This window comes from Prescottella equi, from assembly GCF_020171745.1.
GTDB lineage: Bacteria > Actinomycetota > Actinomycetes > Mycobacteriales > Mycobacteriaceae > Prescottella > Prescottella equi_A.
In genome coordinates this window covers 38,092-53,840 of record NZ_JAIVAH010000029.1, presented here as the reverse complement: position 1 = coordinate 53,840, position 15,749 = coordinate 38,092, and the positions used below count along the sequence as shown (strand labels likewise).

Below are 15,749 nucleotides of genomic sequence, written 5' to 3'. Positions count from 1 at the left end.
GATGGAGGCATTCGACGCGGCGATCGCCCGCTTGCGCTCGGCGGGATGGACATTCGAGCCCGGTCGGCCGCACGTGTGGACGCCCGCGGCGCTGGAATCCGTACCGGCTGACCAGGTGGCGTGGGCGGCGTCGTTCTCGCGCCTGTCGAGTCCCGACGAGGCGACGTGGTTCCTCGCGCTGGGCGACTACGCGGATTCGCCCGACGATGCGTTCGCCTGGAACGAGTTCGAGACCATGAGCCGGGAGGCGGCGATGAGCCCGGAGGACGAGGCCGCGGTCGACGGGTTCTGGAATCGGCACTGCCCGATCCTGCTCTCGGTCCGCGACGGGTGCTCGTACCTGGCGATCCGGGACGACGGCGCGATCGTGCACGGTGCCGAACCCGAGTTCGAGACCACTGCCGAGGTCGCACCCGATATCGCGGCACTGCTGAGAACCATCGGCGACCCGCCCACGCCGGGCACCGGTCTCGTCGAGGAGTTGTTGTTCGGTCGGGCGTAAAAAGACCGACATCTTCGGAAACGACCACTTCAGTCGTGCCCGTTGAGCAGGTACCGCCGGGGCGTCGTGCCGACCGTGCGTCGGAAGGCCGCCAGGAACGCGCTCGCCGTGGCGTACCCCACGCTGTGCGCCACGCGTGAAACCGGCTGGCCCTCGGCCAACAGCGGCAGGGCGGCGCGCATCCGGACGCGCGTGCGCCAACGGTCGAAGCTCATTCCCATGTCTCCGCTGAAAAGCCGAGTCAAGGTCCGTCTGCTCACGCCGACCACGCGGGCATGAGCCTCGAGGCCCCGCGGGTCGGCCGGGTCCGCCAGCAGGGTGTCCGCCACGATCCGCACCCGCTCGTCGGTGGGTTGCGGCACATCGATGGGCCGGGTGGGCAACGGGTTCAGCAGGTCGGGCACCACCGCCTCGGCGCGCAACCGCGCCGCGTCGGAGATGTCGGTACGGGCCAGGTACGTCGTCAACTCCGCCAGCAAGCCGTCGATGCCGACCACCGTGGGCTCGTCCCAATCCAGCGGGCAGTGTTCCGGAGCCAGATACAGGCTGCACAGCAGCGCATCGCGGGTGGCGCCCGTTGTGTGGGTGACGCCCGCGGGCAGCCACAGCGCCCTGGTGGGCGGCAAGACCCAGTACAACTCGCCCACACCGACACTCAGGACGCCGCGCCGGGTCCAGGCGATCTGGTGGTGGGTGTGGCTGTGCGCGGGGATCCACTCCCCGGAGGTAAGCGGGAAGTGGCCCACGATGATCGCGCCGATGTCCTCCATGCGACACAGTCTGGCCTCGGCGCGGATTGTGGCCAAATGTCGTGGGTCATAGCGTCGTCTCGTGCCCATGATCGTGCTGTGCCTCGTCCAGTTCATGCTCGTGCTCGATGACACCGTCGTGATCGTGGCCCTGCCCAGCATCCGAAATGAGCTGGGATTCAGCCCTTCCGGGTTGCCCTGGGTCGTCAACGCCTACTTCCTGGCCTTCGGTGGGCTGCTGCTGCTGTGTGGCCGGCTGGCGGATCTGCTGGGTCGCCGTCGTGTCTTCCTCATCGGCGTGGCGCTGTTCGGCGTGGCCAGCTTGGCTTGCGCGATCGCGCAGGAGCCTTGGCAACTTGTGATCGGGCGGTTCGTGCAGGGCGCGGGTGCTGCGATGGCCAGTCCGGCGGCAATGTCGATGATCACGTTGCTGTATCCGGGGCGGGAGGAGCGGGCCAAGGCGCTGGGCATCTGGGGCGGCATCGCGGCCCTGGGTGGAACCTCGGGTCTGGTGCTGTCCGGAGCGCTGACCGACCTGGTCTCCTGGCGCGGGATCTTCCTGATCAACCTGCCCATCGTCGCCATAGCGCTGGCGCTGCTCCCGCGCCTGGTTCCCGAGTCCCGCGCCCGCGGCCGACACCCTCTCGACGTTCCCGGTGCGGTCCTGGTGACCGGTGCCGCAGTGTCGCTGGTGTACGGGCTGCTGCAGGCCGGTGCGACCGACTGGAGCGACCCGCTCGTCATCGGCGTCTTAGTGCTGTCCGCCGCCTTGACGGTGTCGTTCGTGGTGGCAGAGTCGCGGGCGGCGGCTCCGCTGGTACCAGCGTCGTTCCTGACTTCACGAACGCGGACAGTCGCCAATGTCGCCACCCTGTTGTTCTCGATGGCGATGTATGCGATGTCGTTCTTGCTGATGATCCAGGTGCAGACCGCTTTGGAATACAGCCCGCTCGTCGCAGGCATCGCCTACCTGCCCTACGGCGCAGGCATTCTGGCGGGCATGTGGCTGTCCTCCCGCGTCTCGCTCAGGATCGGGAGGCGCCGGGCGCTCCTGCTGGCCTTCCTGGTCAACATCGCCGGTCTGCTCCTGCTGTCCGGCCTGGCTGCGGGCGAGTCCTACGCCGCTCACGTCCTGCCCGGCATGCTCGTGCTGAGTATCGGCAATGGGCTGACACTGCCCATCCTGGCCGTAGCCGCTGTCGACGGGACCACGGAGGAGAATGCTGGGCTCGGCTCGGCCCTGTTCACGTCCGTCCAGCAGATCGGCGGCGCCGTCGGGGTGGCCGCACTGGCCGTCATGGGCTACTCGGGAGGCCTCACGGCCGGCGCGATCTGCGTTGCCCTCGCGGCTGTTCTCGTCTTCATCCTGCTGCCGTTGCGTGACACCAGCCCGCAACTGCCCATTCGACGTGAAGCCGACGGCCGAAAGACGTCTTCAGGCGCACAAACCGGAACGAAGTAAGAACGAGGCCGTTTCGCGGATCGACCGTCGAGCGTGGGCGCACTTCGCAGAAAGGGGTTGTGACTCAGTCCTTTTCGTCTACCGATTGGATCCGCTGAGTACGCCGGTGACAAGCAGTTGCACCAGGCGGTCGGCGTCGTAGGCGGGATCCGCGGCTGCCCCGATGCACAGGTTTCCGATGCCCTTCATCAGGTTGTATGCGTCGACCGGCGGGACGTGTCCAGCGCCGGTATGCCCGAACGCCGCCTGGAGGAGCGACCCGCAGACCGGTACGAGGCGATCGACGAAGTAAGCGTGCAGCGCATCGGACCCAGCGCTGTCGCCCTGCAGTGCGCCGGCGAGACCGTGCTTGGTGACCAGGAACTCCACGAACAGTGCGACCCACGCCCGCAATGCCGCCTCCGGCGTCGGGCTTTCGTCGAGCAGCCTCGGGCCGGCGTCCGCGCACGCCTCGACCTGGTGGCGGTACACCGCCACCACAAGTTCCGGACGCGTCGGGAAGTGCCGGTAGATCGTCCCCATCCCGACCCCGGCCCTCGCCGCGATCTCCCGTACCGGCGCGTCGACGCCGGATGTGACGAACACCGCCGCCGCCGCGTCGAGAAGGGCCTGCTCGTTCCGGCGCGCGTCGGCGCGCTTCGTCCGGCGCTCGCTCTCATCGGTCACAGAACACACTCCTCCACGTGTCACGGGTTGCTATCCGGAACACTGCTCCGTATTGTTCGGAGCAGTGTTCCGCTTTCCATTATGGCAGGGCACAACCCTCGAAAGGACCCCCGTCTTGACCTCTTCCGTCCAGACTTCTGCGCTCGTGGCCGCCCTCGACGATCTCGTCGGCCTCGGCACTCCCGTCATCTCCGTCGCTCCCGTCGAACTGCTCGCCCCGGGCCGCGCGCTGCCGCTCGAGGTGCGGGTCTCCGCGCCGATCACCGGCTCAGACCTGCCGATCGTGCTGTTCTCGCACGGCAATGGGTGGCACCACGACGGCTACGCACCTCTGGCCGCGTTCTGGGCCTCCCGGGGCTTCGTCGTGGTCCAGCCCACCCACCTGGATTCCCGGCGCTACGGGATCGGATTCGACGACCCCCGCTTCCCGGACATTTGGATCGAGCGGATCGCGGACCTGGGACGCATCCTCGACCAGCTCGCCGCCATCGAGGCCTCCATCCCCGGCCTGACCGGACGGGTCGACCACACCCGCATCGCCGTCGCCGGTCACTCCTGGGGCGCGCAGACCGCGCAGGCACTCCTCGGCGCCCGAATCCTGGACCAGGACGGGCAGGTCGGGGAGGACATGTCCGACAGCCGCGTCTCGGCCGGCATCCTCATGGCCGCGACCGGCGTCGGGGGTGAGGACCTCCACCCGTTCGCGCAGGCCAACTTCCCGTTCATGTACCCGTCGTTCCGTGAACTCACCACGCCGACGCTCGTCGTCGCAGGCGACCACGACCAGTCCCACATGTCCAGCCGCGGCCCCGACTGGTTCACAGACGCATACATTCTCAGTCCCGGCGCCACCGACCTCCTCACCCTGCACGACGCCGAGCACGCCCTCGGCGGGATCCCCGGATACGAGGTCGCCGAGACCACCGACGAGAACCCCGAGCGCGTGGCCGTACTACAGCGGATGAGCGCCGCATACCTCCGCACCGCGCTCCAGCTCGATGCCGACGGCTGGGCCGCTGCCCGGGCGGCCCTGGCGGACAGCACCAACCCGATCGGTCACGTCGACAGCAAGTAACCAAGTAACGCGGACTCACTGGACCGCTCGCCGCCGGGTGCTTCAGCTGACCTCGATTGCGTTGATCGAGGAGGACTGGAGGGGGTTCCCAATCCAGGACCATTTACGAGCTGCGGGCCGAATCCACCCACGATTCCGGTGGACATTTCAACCAACCCAGCCAACGAAAACGAGGTCACGAACTCTTTCGAGTTCGTGACCTCGTTCGTCGCAGTTCGTGGAACTGCTCGTTGTGTGCGGTTCGCGTTGGCTGGCCACGATGAGTTGCCGCCGCGCCGATCCAGGACCTTTCTGCCGCAACTCCAGCGAATTGATCCTGCGAGACACGTGTACCTGGCGGCCCACTGGGCGGTCTGTGCGTCCCGTGCCGGGCTGATCGACGCCTCCTGGCGTCGCCCACTGCAGCCAGCGACTCGCACCCTGCAGGCGCCGTCGAGCGGTTGCGCTCGGATTCGGGTGCTCGGATTCCAGAGGATTCTCCCGGGCACAGACGCGCCGGGCGGGTCGAACCTCATGGGTTCGACCCGCCCGGCCGCGATGTGGAGCGGTCAGGTTCGCGGCGGAACCCGAACGGGCTCGTGACCGAGATCGGCGGCCAGTTGCCGCCATCGAATGTCGGTGGATTCGACGCGGACTGCGTCGGGGTCGAATCCGGCCTGGATGCGGAGGTTGGTGGCCGCGACGGCCAGCGCGAGGATGATCTTGATCATCGGTTCGCGTCTCGGGCCCCAGGTTAGGTTCGCGATTCCGGTGATGTGCGGCGACTTGAGGAGGCTGAATCGCTGCTCGGTCAACGCGCGGGCTGCTTCGAAGTAGAGGCCGTGCTCCCAACTCCCGGGCACGAGGTTCCACTGCGCCATCCGTAGTTGGTCCGGTGTGAGAGTGACCGTGACGGACGATTTGGCGCAGCACCGGTACGCCTCGGCCGTCCGGGTGGGAACCGCGGTCGGTGTGCCGATGGGTGTCGCCGTCATCGAATCGGGTTTCAGGGGGCAGCGGACGCGGCGCATGGCAGCCGGACAGACCAGTTCTTGCTTGATACGCATCGGGTCGGCTGTACCGAGGGCTGGTCGCCCGGGCGTCATTCGGGCGCGAAAGGGCCTCGAGTTGACGCCCATCAGAAACGGCAGGATTCGGCGGAGACGCTCGTCATGGAGGGTGAAGTCTTTGTCGGCGAGCAGTCTTCTCGTCGCCGGCACGCCATACTTGCGGGTGTACTCGAGCGTGGCCGGACAGTAGAACGCGCCGGCGATCTGCACGGGTCCGGGCGAGGTTCGGCTCCCAGCACCGTCGCTGGGGCGGGGATCGACGCTGGCGAAGGTCAGGTTCCAGCGCTTCGGATAGCGGGCGACCGCCGAATACTGGTAGTCGAGCATCAGTTCCGCGAAGCCTTGTTTGGGGTTGTACCCCATGTCGATCGTCAGATGCGGCCACCGTGACCGCGCCGAACGACGCCCGTCGAGATGGTTTTCACGCATGCCGTCGAGCGCTGCCTTCAATCCGGTGACGCTGCCCGATGTCGGTTCGTGGACGTCGATACCGACGATCACCGGCGATACCGTGTGCAGTGCGTCGGGAGGTCCGACGCGGGTGACTGCGGTCAGTCCTATGCCGAACGCCGCCTTGCGGATCTCGCGTGGCCGCTGCGCGGTCTTGACCTCGCCACTGCTGGCGTCGCGTAGGTAGTAGCGGCCGCAGTAGGCGGCGCCGCGATGCTTCTCGGGGCGGATACCGAGCCCCGCACTGCGCCCGGCCAGGTCGAAGATCGACTCGTCGGCGACGAGATCTCCCCGATAGGCCGCTGGGGATGGATCGTGGATCGAGGCGGCGACGAGCCGGTTCATGATGCGGTGAATCCGCACCGCGGCCTCCTGCGCACGTTGGCGCTGTTGCGGGGAACGTCCGGCGACCGCGTTCCTGTGATCGTCGTTGGTCACCCTCCGTGCGGGCAGATCCGCACCCGGATCGAGCGGTGCGAGGCGACGGTCGAGCCAGCCGTGGAATCGGCGATATTCGGCGGTGTTGTTCGCCCGCAGGGCGGTCAGGTCTTGGTCACCCATGCCGACGGTAGTGAGCTGCTGGTGGCCGAAGCGGGCGATGGTGGTGAGGATGCCGGCGTAGGTCGGCGGCGTGCAGCCGATGATCCGCACCAGTGCCGCAACGAGGACGGCGCGGATCGTGTAGATGATCCCGGACGGGAGTCGTCCGCCGGGAAGCCGTTCCTGCTCGTACAACGTTTCGATCGTCTCGACGACCCCTGACCGTTCGATCACCGCGACAGCGTCGTCGAACAGCGCATCGGTACTGCGGATGGGGGTGATCATCGGAAGGCCTCCCCCATCATCGTCAGCGCGTGCGCGAGCCGATACGTCGTGAGTCGTCGATAATCGGAAATCACCTTCAGATCAACAACATCCGCCAACTGCAGCACCAGAGCTGCGGGTAGGCGTTCGGCCATGTCCAGCATCCACCGGTGCCGGAGCGCGACAGGGTTGACGCCCGGATGCCCAAGCCTGCGAAGGGCCTCGGCGATCCTGTTGACCTCGTTGCGTTGGGTGGTCTTCTTGTGCGGTGCCAGCACCAGCCCATCGCCCGCGTAGTCGGACAGCCGGCCGAGGCGCTCGACAAGGTCCGGCTTGAACGCCGGCACGGTTCGGGTGCCTCCGGCGTTGTTGCGCAACTCGACCAACGCCACCGTCTTGCCCTGCCACCGCCGCGTGGAGATCGCGGTGCCCTGCAAGTACCGGAAGTCGGCGCGGCGGGCCCCCACTCCCCAGCACAGGTCGACGACCGTTTGCAGACGCCGTCCCACCACCGCGGACAGGGTCGGCACCAACGCCAGCAGTTGCGCGACCTCGACCGTGCTGGCCGGCGGAACATGCTTCGTACGCGGTGCGATGGCTCGCTCGCGCGGGTACTCGCCGGGATGGAAGATCCGGCCCGCCGCGTAGAGCATCCACAATCGGGTGTGCAGGGATCGCGATCCGTAGCCGCGTTGCTCTTCGAGGTAGCGATCGACGTTCGCGCGCCGCAACGCCGCCCGCGGATCGAAACGGCCCGTCACCGCCGCCTCCGCAGCGAGGAATCGTGCGATCGTCTGCGTCACCACCACCTCGGTGCCCCACGTTCCCTCCGGCATACGGCAACGCAACGCAGCCGCGGCCCGCACTGCCTCAGTGCCCAGTGCCTCGTCACGAGTGCGGATCTGCACCCGCTCGAGCAGCCGGTCGAATCGATCGTCAGCACCGGCGACGGGGATCATCTCCCGCACAATCGAATCGACCACCATCTCCACCGGATCGGGACGCGAGACAGCCTTCCTCGGCGGCGTGAACGGCACCCGCTCAGCTGCCCTGTGTGCGGCCTCGGCTGAGGACGTGGTCGCGGGCGCAGCCTTCGAGGCCCGGAATCTCGCCATCACCAACCACCCGCCCAATCAGTGGAACTGGAAAATCGTTGGGAGTGTCGGTCATTGACAGCCGCGTGCGGGCACGCTGAAATAGACATCAAGAACTCCTCCTAGCGAGTGGGGATTCTTTCCAGACTCTGGGTCTGGTCCGAGGAGCCGGGTTGCCGCCCGGCTCTTCGACGTTTCAGCAGTCGTCGGCAGCACGATCGTGCTGCCGACGGGGATGTCACATCATTCCTCGTCTCCCTTCAAGAACGCTGCGATGGCGTCGGCGCCAATTCGGGAGACGGTCTGGCCGCGATCGTTCGCCGCAGTGAACAACTCAGCAGCAACCGAGAACGGCAGACGCAGTTCAACTCTCACCCGCTCCGAAGGATCCCGGGGACGCCGGCGTCGACCGCCGAACTCCGCTTCGGGGATCGCATCACTGGCCATCGTCGTCTCCCGTCGACTCCCGGGTCATCCCTGAACTCACCGGTACCACCACTGACCATCGGAACACATCACCGGCGTCCGAACAGCAGAAGCGAATCTCGCTGGCCGGGTGTACTTCCTGCACTACACCGGACACACGTAAGTCACGGGTATCCCGTGGTTCACGTAATACCCGTGAAATGCAGTCAAGCCTTCTACCTGCAGAAAGGCGGCCAGAATCCGATCCACTGGTCGAGCACGCCGCACCCCGCGGGAACAACTCGCGACGGGTACCGCTCCAGCGCAGTTGAATTCGAGGCCCGAAGATTCAACATCGACACCGGGCGTGTCGCGACGTGCAGGAAGACTCACGGGCGTCTGCAGGTCGATCCGCTTCGAACGACGGCCGTAGGACCGAGGTCAGCGGTCCGCCACGAACTCGCAGGCGGCAGCAAGGACCGCAGCTCCAGCCTCGGGGAACTCGCCTTCTCGAATCAACCGCGCCGGTGGCCGATCGTCGAGGGCAGGGTTCCGCCCTTGAAACCACACCTGTGCGACCGCGGTGCTGTCCAATTCAGAGATCATCCGAGCGGCGCGATACGCAATGCGCAGCCGCTCGATGTCGATGTCGTCGGTGCCACTGTCTGCGTCGTCGACCCACTGGCGAACGACCCGGGCATCACGGACCTTCGCAAGGTAGGCAACCAATCTCACGCCGAGCAGCTCACGTAGTTGTGCAATCAACTGCGCGCGAGACATCCGGACCACGTCCTCGTAGGCCGCAAGGTCCGGCCGAGAATCTGGGGCCATCGCCCGTACCGCCTTTCGCACGCCGTGACATCGTCCCCGGTGCCACCAGACTCCCATATGCGGATAGGAACTCACGCGAACAGCCAGCATCGGTGCCAAATATGCCTACGCCTCCATCGGATGAGGTCAAGATGTCAGCCAGACCGGAGGAAATCCTCCGAGCATCGCGAAGAACTGGGAGACCTGATGGGGCGTTCACCCGACCATCTGACCGTGGCGCAGTATGACCTGCTGAAATGGGTCGCCGCCGGATGCCCCGATGGCGTGCACGACGGGACCTCACACCGTGTCTCGGCACGCGGCCTGCACAACCGCGGGCTGATACAGGTGGCGGGACGGAGCAAGACCTGGACCGCGAAGATCACCCCGCAGGGCACGCGAATCCTGCAAGAGCAGACCACACGCGTCGAGGCCGTGCGTCAGCGTGAACGACAGGAGGCACAGGCCCGAGCCGAGCGAGAACGTGAACGGCAGCTACTCCGGGCACGCGCTATCGAGGTATTGGATGCGGTCGTCGCCGCGGGCGGACGACTCGAACTCGGGGCTGACATCAACGACCGTGGCATCGAGCAGATCGGGGGATTCCTGGCCCGAGAAGGACTGCTGCCCGTAGGCCAGCGACTGACACATGAGCCGACCCGGATGGACCCAACCCTCGGTGTCACCGCCTACCTTGAGCCGGATTTCACGGTGCTGACACCCCTGAGGGACTTCAAGATTCCCCGACAACTACGTGACCCCCCATCCGGCTGTGATCGCCTTCCAGGACAAGCGCGCGTACGTGTCCAAAAAGCAGATCCCACGCACAGCCAGGTTCCTGCAGGCAGTCGTGTCTGCGGCGACCGAGATGGAGTGGAAGGTCTCCCAGCCTCGCAGCGCCTACACGGGCCACAGAAAGGTGAGCCCCGATCTCGCGCTCCGACCGCCCTCGTCCGAGGTGGTCGTGACCGTCCGTGAACTCGACCAACGCGGCAGGACTGGTTTCGCCTTCACCGCCGGCACCGAGTACTACACCAGAGTCCAGACCACGACCGCGAACAAGGGATTCCTGGCCTCCGGCAGGCTCGAGCTGATTCTGACCAAGACATGGGAGCAACAGCCGATCCTGAGCCTACGTGACACCGACGAAGCCACTCTCGAAGAGCAACTTCCTACCTTCATTCAGCGCCTCGAGATTTTCGAGGCAAAAGCTCACTGGGTACGAGAAGAGAAGGTGCGCCGCGCGGAGATCCGCGAGGTCCGCTGGCACGAGGTCCGGAAGGAGGCGTTCGCTGCGCTCACCCAGCAACGCAATGCCGAGAAGCTTCGCGACGAGTTGACGCGGCGCGACGCTGCCGCAGCCATGCGGAAGTATGCCGACGAGATCGATGCCATCACCACTCAATCCACAGACTTCGACTCCGAGGCCGCACACGAATGGGCCAACTGGATCCGCCAACACGCCGAAACCACAGATCCGCTCAACGGGCCGCTTCACATCGTGCAGGTAACCTCCTGCAGCCACGAAGAACTTCAACCGCACATGAATGGCTGGAGCACGTACGGACCCCATCGGCAGTAGGCAACCGCGGTGCCGGATGGGCACCTGGAAGGCTTCGCGCTCAACGGTTTACACCACGCCAGCGGAGTCGATCCGCACATTCATGTCAGGCTGAGGTGACAGAAGCCGACACCTGGTGTCATTCGAGTTGGGTGTGCATCGCCCAACGACCGTAGCCCTGCACGCTGGCTCGAGGAGCTCATCGCCGGCTGTCACTCCATCGGCTTGACCTTGGCCTCTATGAAGGCGATCTCCTCGGAGTCGAGCGCGTACTTGGCGTACAACTGCTGGTCGATCTCCGGAATTGACTTTGACCAGTTGATGCCAGAGTCCGACGTGAAGTCCTGCAGCGGGACGTACTTCCAGACCTTCGCCGGGTTGTGCTGCGTGATCTTCAAGATGCCAAGCATCGTTCGGGCGAACCTTGACTTGACGTACTTCAGGCACGCCTGCGCCTCGCCTTCGGTCTCGAACGCGCCGATAGTCATAAACGTCTGGGTGACCGCGACGCCTGGCTCAAGCACCGTCGGGTTGGTCAAGGCGACGCCAAAGAAGTCAGTTGTCGACCCCGACCCATTCGCAGCCGGGACGGCAACCTTGAACTTGTCGAGGGTGTCCGGCCCGCTGACGTAGATGCGACGAATCCAGCGGAACGCGCGCTGCTTGCCGTCAAGTCCCAGAACGCGGATGTACTCCCGACCGTCTCGCGGCTGTTCCTTGGAGTAGAGGAACGAGAGCTGGTCGAAGGTCCTGGTATTGATCTTGAACTGCTCGCCTGCAGACATGAGACCCAACGCCTGCGTGTAATCGTCGTGCATCTTCTCGGTGTACCGAAATGAGCGGGAACTCGTAATGCCGACCGTGTCCAATGGCTCGAAGCCGACCCCGCTGACCTTGTGGAGAATCGTGTTGAGTTCGGGGTGCCCGGTGAAGGAGACGATCGGACCGAGGTTGCGCTCGGAATCACGGTACGTGACAGCGATTCCGCCCTTGATGGGGTCTGTAAGGCTCGGAAACAGTCGATCTGAATCGGACTCGAAATGCGCCACCTTCAGATGCTCATCAGCCAGCATCTTTGCGTTCCAGTTCTTCGGGGTGTACCCGGCGTTGAACAGGAATCGGGCCGGGGTAATGAGCACTGCCTTGCGCGCCACCTCGTAGGCCGCATCCATGAACAAGTGGTAGATCGGCATGGCATGCGTCGCAGCGCCCGTGGCCTCCTCCTGGTACGGAGGGTTGCCGATGACAACGTCGAACTTCTTGCTCATGGTCAGGACCCTTCCGTCAGCATGCCGTCAACCATCTCCTGCCGCTCCTCTTGATTCATCCGGGCGAGATTCCCAACCCTGAAGTGCCCGGAACCCTTTATCCACGCCTTCCGTTCAGGCACGCCGCCGGAGACTGCCTCGATGGTGATGCGGTGCAGGATCTCGTTGTGGCTCATCTCGAAGATCTGTGAGGTCAGGATGTGCCGCAGCCGCTTCTCCTGGTCTGGTAACACGTCGGCCAGGCCGGTGTCGAGCCGTCGGACGAGTTCCATCAGGAACAGTCCGGCGGTGGAGAACAGGTCGGCGAAGGTCTTGGTCGGGTCGGTGAAGATGCCCGGGTTCTCCGCCTCGAGGGTGTCGACCATCAGCTTGACCACGGGCTGCGGGGTGAACACCAAAGACGTCTTCTGCTGCGGGATGTAGGCGAAGATGTTCTCGGTCTGCTCGTCGTCGAAGTAATCGGCCAGGGCTTCCTTCTTGTCCAGGAACTCCTGGATGGCCCGGTCGAAGACGGCCTCGTCGAACAGCCCTGGGATCTTCGTGACGGTCCCGTCCTCCTCGGCGACCTTCTGACCGTCACGCAGGAGGCGGAACTCGGCTTCGGTGATCCCTGTGATCTCCTCGAACACGTCGTCGGGTGTGTAGTCGTCGAAGTTCGACAGACGGATACCGCGGTCGCCGTAGGCCATGAGGAACATGGGGATCGTACGGGCGAATCCTCGCAGGTGGGAGCGGGCATCGTCCATGGTCTGGTTCGCGCGTTTCTGCTCCTTCCGGGTCTCCTCGCGCGTGACCACCTCGGGCACGATCGAGTCCATCGTGTCGGACACGATGGACAGGATGTCCGCTTGGAACGCCTTGTCCTGCTCGGCCTTCTTCGCTTCGACGACCTGGGCTTCGGCCTCGGTGGCCGCATTCTGCAGTTCGTCCTCGAGGTGTTTGCTCGCAATGTTGTGCTCGGTGTATGCGCGCTCGACCTGATCCTTCACAGCCTGCTCGGTGCGCTTCTGGTCACGCTCGACCTGCTTCGTCGTGAGCTGATAGGCATCCTTCAACTCTTCGCGCTTCTGACGGCTCTGCTTGGTCACTGCCTTCGCGATCTGCGTCGCCGCCGTGTGTGCAGGGGTGTCGGGCTCGACGCTCGGGATGTCCTCGGCGCGCCAGACAGGCTTGCCGAGTTCAGCAACCTTGGGGTTGATGACGGTCTCCACGTCGACCTGAGCGGTACCGCCTGGGTCGATGACGGGCAGCGGATCCGGGATCTCGATGCTTTGGCCAGTGGTGACCTTGCCCTGCTTCACGGTGGGGAGCTTGTCGAGTATCTCCTTGACCTGCTCGGAGTACCGGAAGATGCCGGAGACGTTGGCGAACAGCAGGTTCGACAGGAACCCGCGGCGCACGACCTCGCGGGCCTTGAACACCTGCGGGAACGCCAGGACCTGGGAGGCGTCGAGCTCGATCATCCAGCCCTCGGAGTCCTCACCCAGGACCGGGAAGAAGTTCAGCAGTGTGCGGATGTTCTCCTCGCGTACCCCCGGGTCTCCCGAGGGATTTGGATGCAGGTTGTTGGCGAAGGCGTCGAAGATCGTCAGCGTGCGTTCGGGCGCGAAGTCGAAGATATAGGCATTCTTCTTCTGGAACACGAGCCCGGCACGTTCGAAGGTGTAGGGGTTCTGCGCGCGGAAGGCCGCCTGCATGTACTGCGCCGGGGAGGACAGGTTGGACAGCATGATGACCGCGGTCCATTCGGGCACCGTGACGCCCGTGGTCAGCTGCCCCACAGACAGGGTGATGGTCTTGCCATCCGACTCCTCGGCCTCCGCGATGGCGGTGCGTACTGTGTCCAAAGACTTTCGGGCCGCGACTGGGTCGGTGTCGTCGTCGGAGCGCCCGTCGCCAGCGGCCAAAATGACCGAGTAGTCCTTGAAGACGTCGTGCTTCTTGAGGAGCTTCTCCAGGGCCTTGGCCGAGGCAACGCGGTTGAGCAGCCAGAAGGAGTGGCGGATCTCGTCTCGCAGTTCAGGCGTGGAGAAGGGGTACTTTTCGTTGGTCGTCAGGCAGTCGAGGAACTTGACGATCTCGGCCTCGTGCTCGAAGAACCCGTTGTCCTTGGTTGCGAAGAACTCGTTGAGGTCGAACGCGTAGTCCATATTCGCCGCGTCCTCGTCGATGGCGACGCCCTCGGCTAGACGGTCCGTGATCATCCGCGAGATCTGGTAGGTCAGCAGATTGAGCGTCGGCAGCGCCGCGTACGGGTTCTCCTGGCTACTGTCTGCCCATTCCTCGCGTGCGTTCTGCTCGTCCTCGTAAGTCCAGTTGAAAATCTGGCCCTGGTCGAACTTGCCCGACGCCAGGGCCTTGAACGGCGTGCCCGACAGGTGCAGCGTCCAGGTACGATTGATCTGGTCGAACGCGACGTCGGTCTTGGTGGTGTCGATGCCCTCGTGAGCCTCGTCGATCACCAGCAGGTCCCAGTCGAACTGGGCGATGTGCTTGAGCTTGTCGTACGAGCCGCCGAAGTACTGCGAGCCCTTCAGATCCTGCAGCGAAAGGAACTCCACGATGCGCGGGTCCTCATCTTGATGGTTCAGCGAGAAGGCGCGCCACTGCTCGCGTGACATGGGGTTCCGGTCTGCCAGCGAAGGTGACTCCGAGACGAAGCGGAACGTCGTCTGGTGGCCGATGAAGCGCGTGAAGTCGTCGAACCACGAGTTCGCGATCGCGGGGCGGTTGGTGACGATCAGAACGCGGCAGACGTCCAGGGTCCGCATCAGTTCGTACGTCGTCAGCGTCTTACCGAACCGAGGCTTGGCGTTCCAGAGAACCTCGTTGTTGTCTGACTTGAAGGCGGCCACGGCTTGGTCGACGGCCGCCTGCTGTTCGGGGCGCAGGGTGTAGTCGTCCTCACCGCCGCTGCTCGGCAGGCCAGGGAAGTCCTGGCCGGCGAAGTCATTGAAGTAGTCGATCGACTTGCGGGGAGCAACGGCGAAGTGGTGCCACTCGGTCCGCTTGGGAGTGGTCTCACGCTCCACACCGTGCTGACGCAGGTAGGCGTGAAAGTCCTTGTCGGTGAAGCGCCCACCGGCCTCTGAGGTGAACAGCGCCCGCCGGGACCACACCCTCTGCTTCTCGACGGACAGTTGCGACGCCTGCTGTGCGATGCGGACGTCGGCGCTCTCCTGCTCGGTGTAGCCGATCTTCTCCCAGCCGTCGTACTTCGGGATGTCCGGGGTTTTCCACGAGTAGATCACAGGCGTGATCTCGCGGAACGTGCTGATCTTCGGACTAGGCACCGGCCCTCACTTCCTCGTAGACCTTGTCGATCCGGCACACCTGATAGCTGTCGTAGACGGTGAAGTCGAAGGCGTCGCCGCGCAGCGACGAGAGCGTGAACGGCTCACGCTGCACCATCCCGGGCGCTCCACCGATCCGGTTCCACCACGAGAACTGGATGTCCTGGCCCTCGAGAGTCTGGCCACTCAACGTGTTGCCGTGGACGATGTTCGTGTCGATGAGGAACTCCGCTGCCTGGTGCAAGTCGGTGTCCGGGCCGACCGAGGTGCCGTGGGACTGGTGGAAGCCGAGGAACTCGGCAAGCATGATTGCCTTAGCGTCCTGGTGGTTATCCTCGAGCAGCTCGACGCCGTAGATCGATGCCACGGCGAACAGCGACTCCTGCGGCCACTCCTCGGTCGGGTACCGCTTCTCGATCGCGTGGAGCTTGCGACGCAGGATCGCCACGAGGAAGTTGCCGTCTCCAGCTGAGGGCTCGAGGAAGGTCTTATCGACGAAGTTGGGACCGGTCTCCAACTCCTCATGGACCAAGTCGAGCATCCGATCAACCATGTGACGCG

The 15,749-nt window shown here is 64.9% G+C and carries 14 protein-coding genes; 4 read left to right on the top strand and 10 right to left on the bottom strand.

Annotation, left to right across the window (positions count from 1 at the left end; all coding sequences use genetic code 11):
• Position 1 precedes the first annotated feature (1 nt).
• A complete protein-coding gene (locus LCL87_RS23315; RefSeq protein ID WP_225023826.1) occupies positions 2-502 on the top strand; it encodes a hypothetical protein in 501 nt (166 codons plus the stop codon).
• 29 nt (positions 503-531) lie between these two features.
• Here the strand turns inward: LCL87_RS23315 and LCL87_RS23310 are convergent, their stop codons facing one another.
• Positions 532-1,272 (bottom strand): AraC family transcriptional regulator, encoded by a 741-nt coding sequence (locus tag LCL87_RS23310; RefSeq protein WP_225023825.1) that lies wholly within the window; start codon positions 1,270-1,272, stop codon positions 532-534.
• A 67-nt stretch (positions 1,273-1,339) separates the two neighbouring features.
• On the opposite strand from LCL87_RS23310, the gene LCL87_RS23305 reads away from it, so the two are divergent.
• Positions 1,340-2,713 (top strand): MFS transporter, encoded by a 1,374-nt coding sequence (locus LCL87_RS23305; protein ID WP_225023923.1) that lies wholly within the window; start codon positions 1,340-1,342, stop codon positions 2,711-2,713.
• 78 nt (positions 2,714-2,791) lie between these two features.
• Here the strand turns inward: LCL87_RS23305 and LCL87_RS23300 are convergent, their stop codons facing one another.
• Complete coding sequence (locus LCL87_RS23300; RefSeq protein WP_225023824.1) at positions 2,792-3,379, bottom strand: TetR/AcrR family transcriptional regulator; 588 nt, start codon at positions 3,377-3,379, stop codon at positions 2,792-2,794.
• A gap of 115 nt (positions 3,380-3,494) precedes the next feature.
• On the opposite strand from LCL87_RS23300, the gene LCL87_RS23295 reads away from it, so the two are divergent.
• Positions 3,495-4,454: an alpha/beta fold hydrolase gene (locus tag LCL87_RS23295; protein WP_225023823.1), complete on the top strand. Its 960-nt coding sequence runs from the start codon at positions 3,495-3,497 to the stop codon at positions 4,452-4,454.
• Between the two features lie 548 nt (positions 4,455-5,002).
• On the opposite strand, the gene LCL87_RS23290 is transcribed toward LCL87_RS23295, so the two are convergent.
• The 5 genes from LCL87_RS23290 to LCL87_RS23270 all read right to left on the bottom strand — a co-directional run bounded on the left by LCL87_RS23290 (position 5,003) and on the right by LCL87_RS23270 (position 9,717).
• On the bottom strand, positions 5,003-6,778 hold the full coding sequence (locus tag LCL87_RS23290) for a hypothetical protein (RefSeq protein ID WP_225023822.1): 1,776 nt from the start codon (positions 6,776-6,778) through the stop codon (positions 5,003-5,005).
• Positions 6,775-7,872, bottom strand: a complete 1,098-nt coding sequence (locus tag LCL87_RS23285; protein ID WP_225023821.1) for a hypothetical protein — start codon at positions 7,870-7,872, stop codon at positions 6,775-6,777. Before LCL87_RS23285 ends, LCL87_RS23290 begins: the two co-directional genes overlap by 4 nt.
• A gap of 222 nt (positions 7,873-8,094) precedes the next feature.
• The gene (locus LCL87_RS23280) at positions 8,095-8,298 is read right to left on the bottom strand and encodes a hypothetical protein (RefSeq protein ID WP_225023820.1); all 204 of its coding nucleotides are present in this window, start codon (positions 8,296-8,298) and stop codon (positions 8,095-8,097) included.
• A 399-nt stretch (positions 8,299-8,697) separates the two neighbouring features.
• The gene (locus tag LCL87_RS23275; RefSeq protein WP_225023819.1) at positions 8,698-9,036 is read right to left on the bottom strand and encodes a hypothetical protein; all 339 of its coding nucleotides are present in this window, start codon (positions 9,034-9,036) and stop codon (positions 8,698-8,700) included.
• Between the two features lie 525 nt (positions 9,037-9,561).
• Positions 9,562-9,717: a hypothetical protein gene (locus LCL87_RS23270; RefSeq protein WP_225023818.1), complete on the bottom strand. Its 156-nt coding sequence runs from the start codon at positions 9,715-9,717 to the stop codon at positions 9,562-9,564.
• A gap of 121 nt (positions 9,718-9,838) precedes the next feature.
• Between LCL87_RS23270 and LCL87_RS23265 the strand changes: the two genes are divergently transcribed.
• Entirely contained in the window at positions 9,839-10,648 is an 810-nt protein-coding gene (locus tag LCL87_RS23265; protein WP_225023817.1) for a hypothetical protein, read from the top strand.
• Between the two features lie 191 nt (positions 10,649-10,839).
• Here LCL87_RS23265 and LCL87_RS23260 read toward each other — a convergent pair whose 3' ends face one another.
• From LCL87_RS23260 to LCL87_RS23250, 3 genes are read right to left on the bottom strand one after another with little or no spacing between them, the layout of a single operon-like run.
• Complete coding sequence (locus LCL87_RS23260; protein WP_225023816.1) at positions 10,840-11,895, bottom strand: Eco57I restriction-modification methylase domain-containing protein; 1,056 nt, start codon at positions 11,893-11,895, stop codon at positions 10,840-10,842.
• Between the two features lie 2 nt (positions 11,896-11,897).
• A complete protein-coding gene (locus tag LCL87_RS23255; RefSeq protein ID WP_225023815.1) occupies positions 11,898-15,188 on the bottom strand; it encodes a DEAD/DEAH box helicase family protein in 3,291 nt (1,096 codons plus the stop codon).
• Complete coding sequence (locus LCL87_RS23250) at positions 15,181-15,729, bottom strand: hypothetical protein (RefSeq protein ID WP_225023814.1); 549 nt, start codon at positions 15,727-15,729, stop codon at positions 15,181-15,183. The genes LCL87_RS23255 and LCL87_RS23250 overlap by 8 nt, the downstream gene beginning before the upstream one ends.
• Positions 15,730-15,749 lie beyond the last annotated feature (20 nt).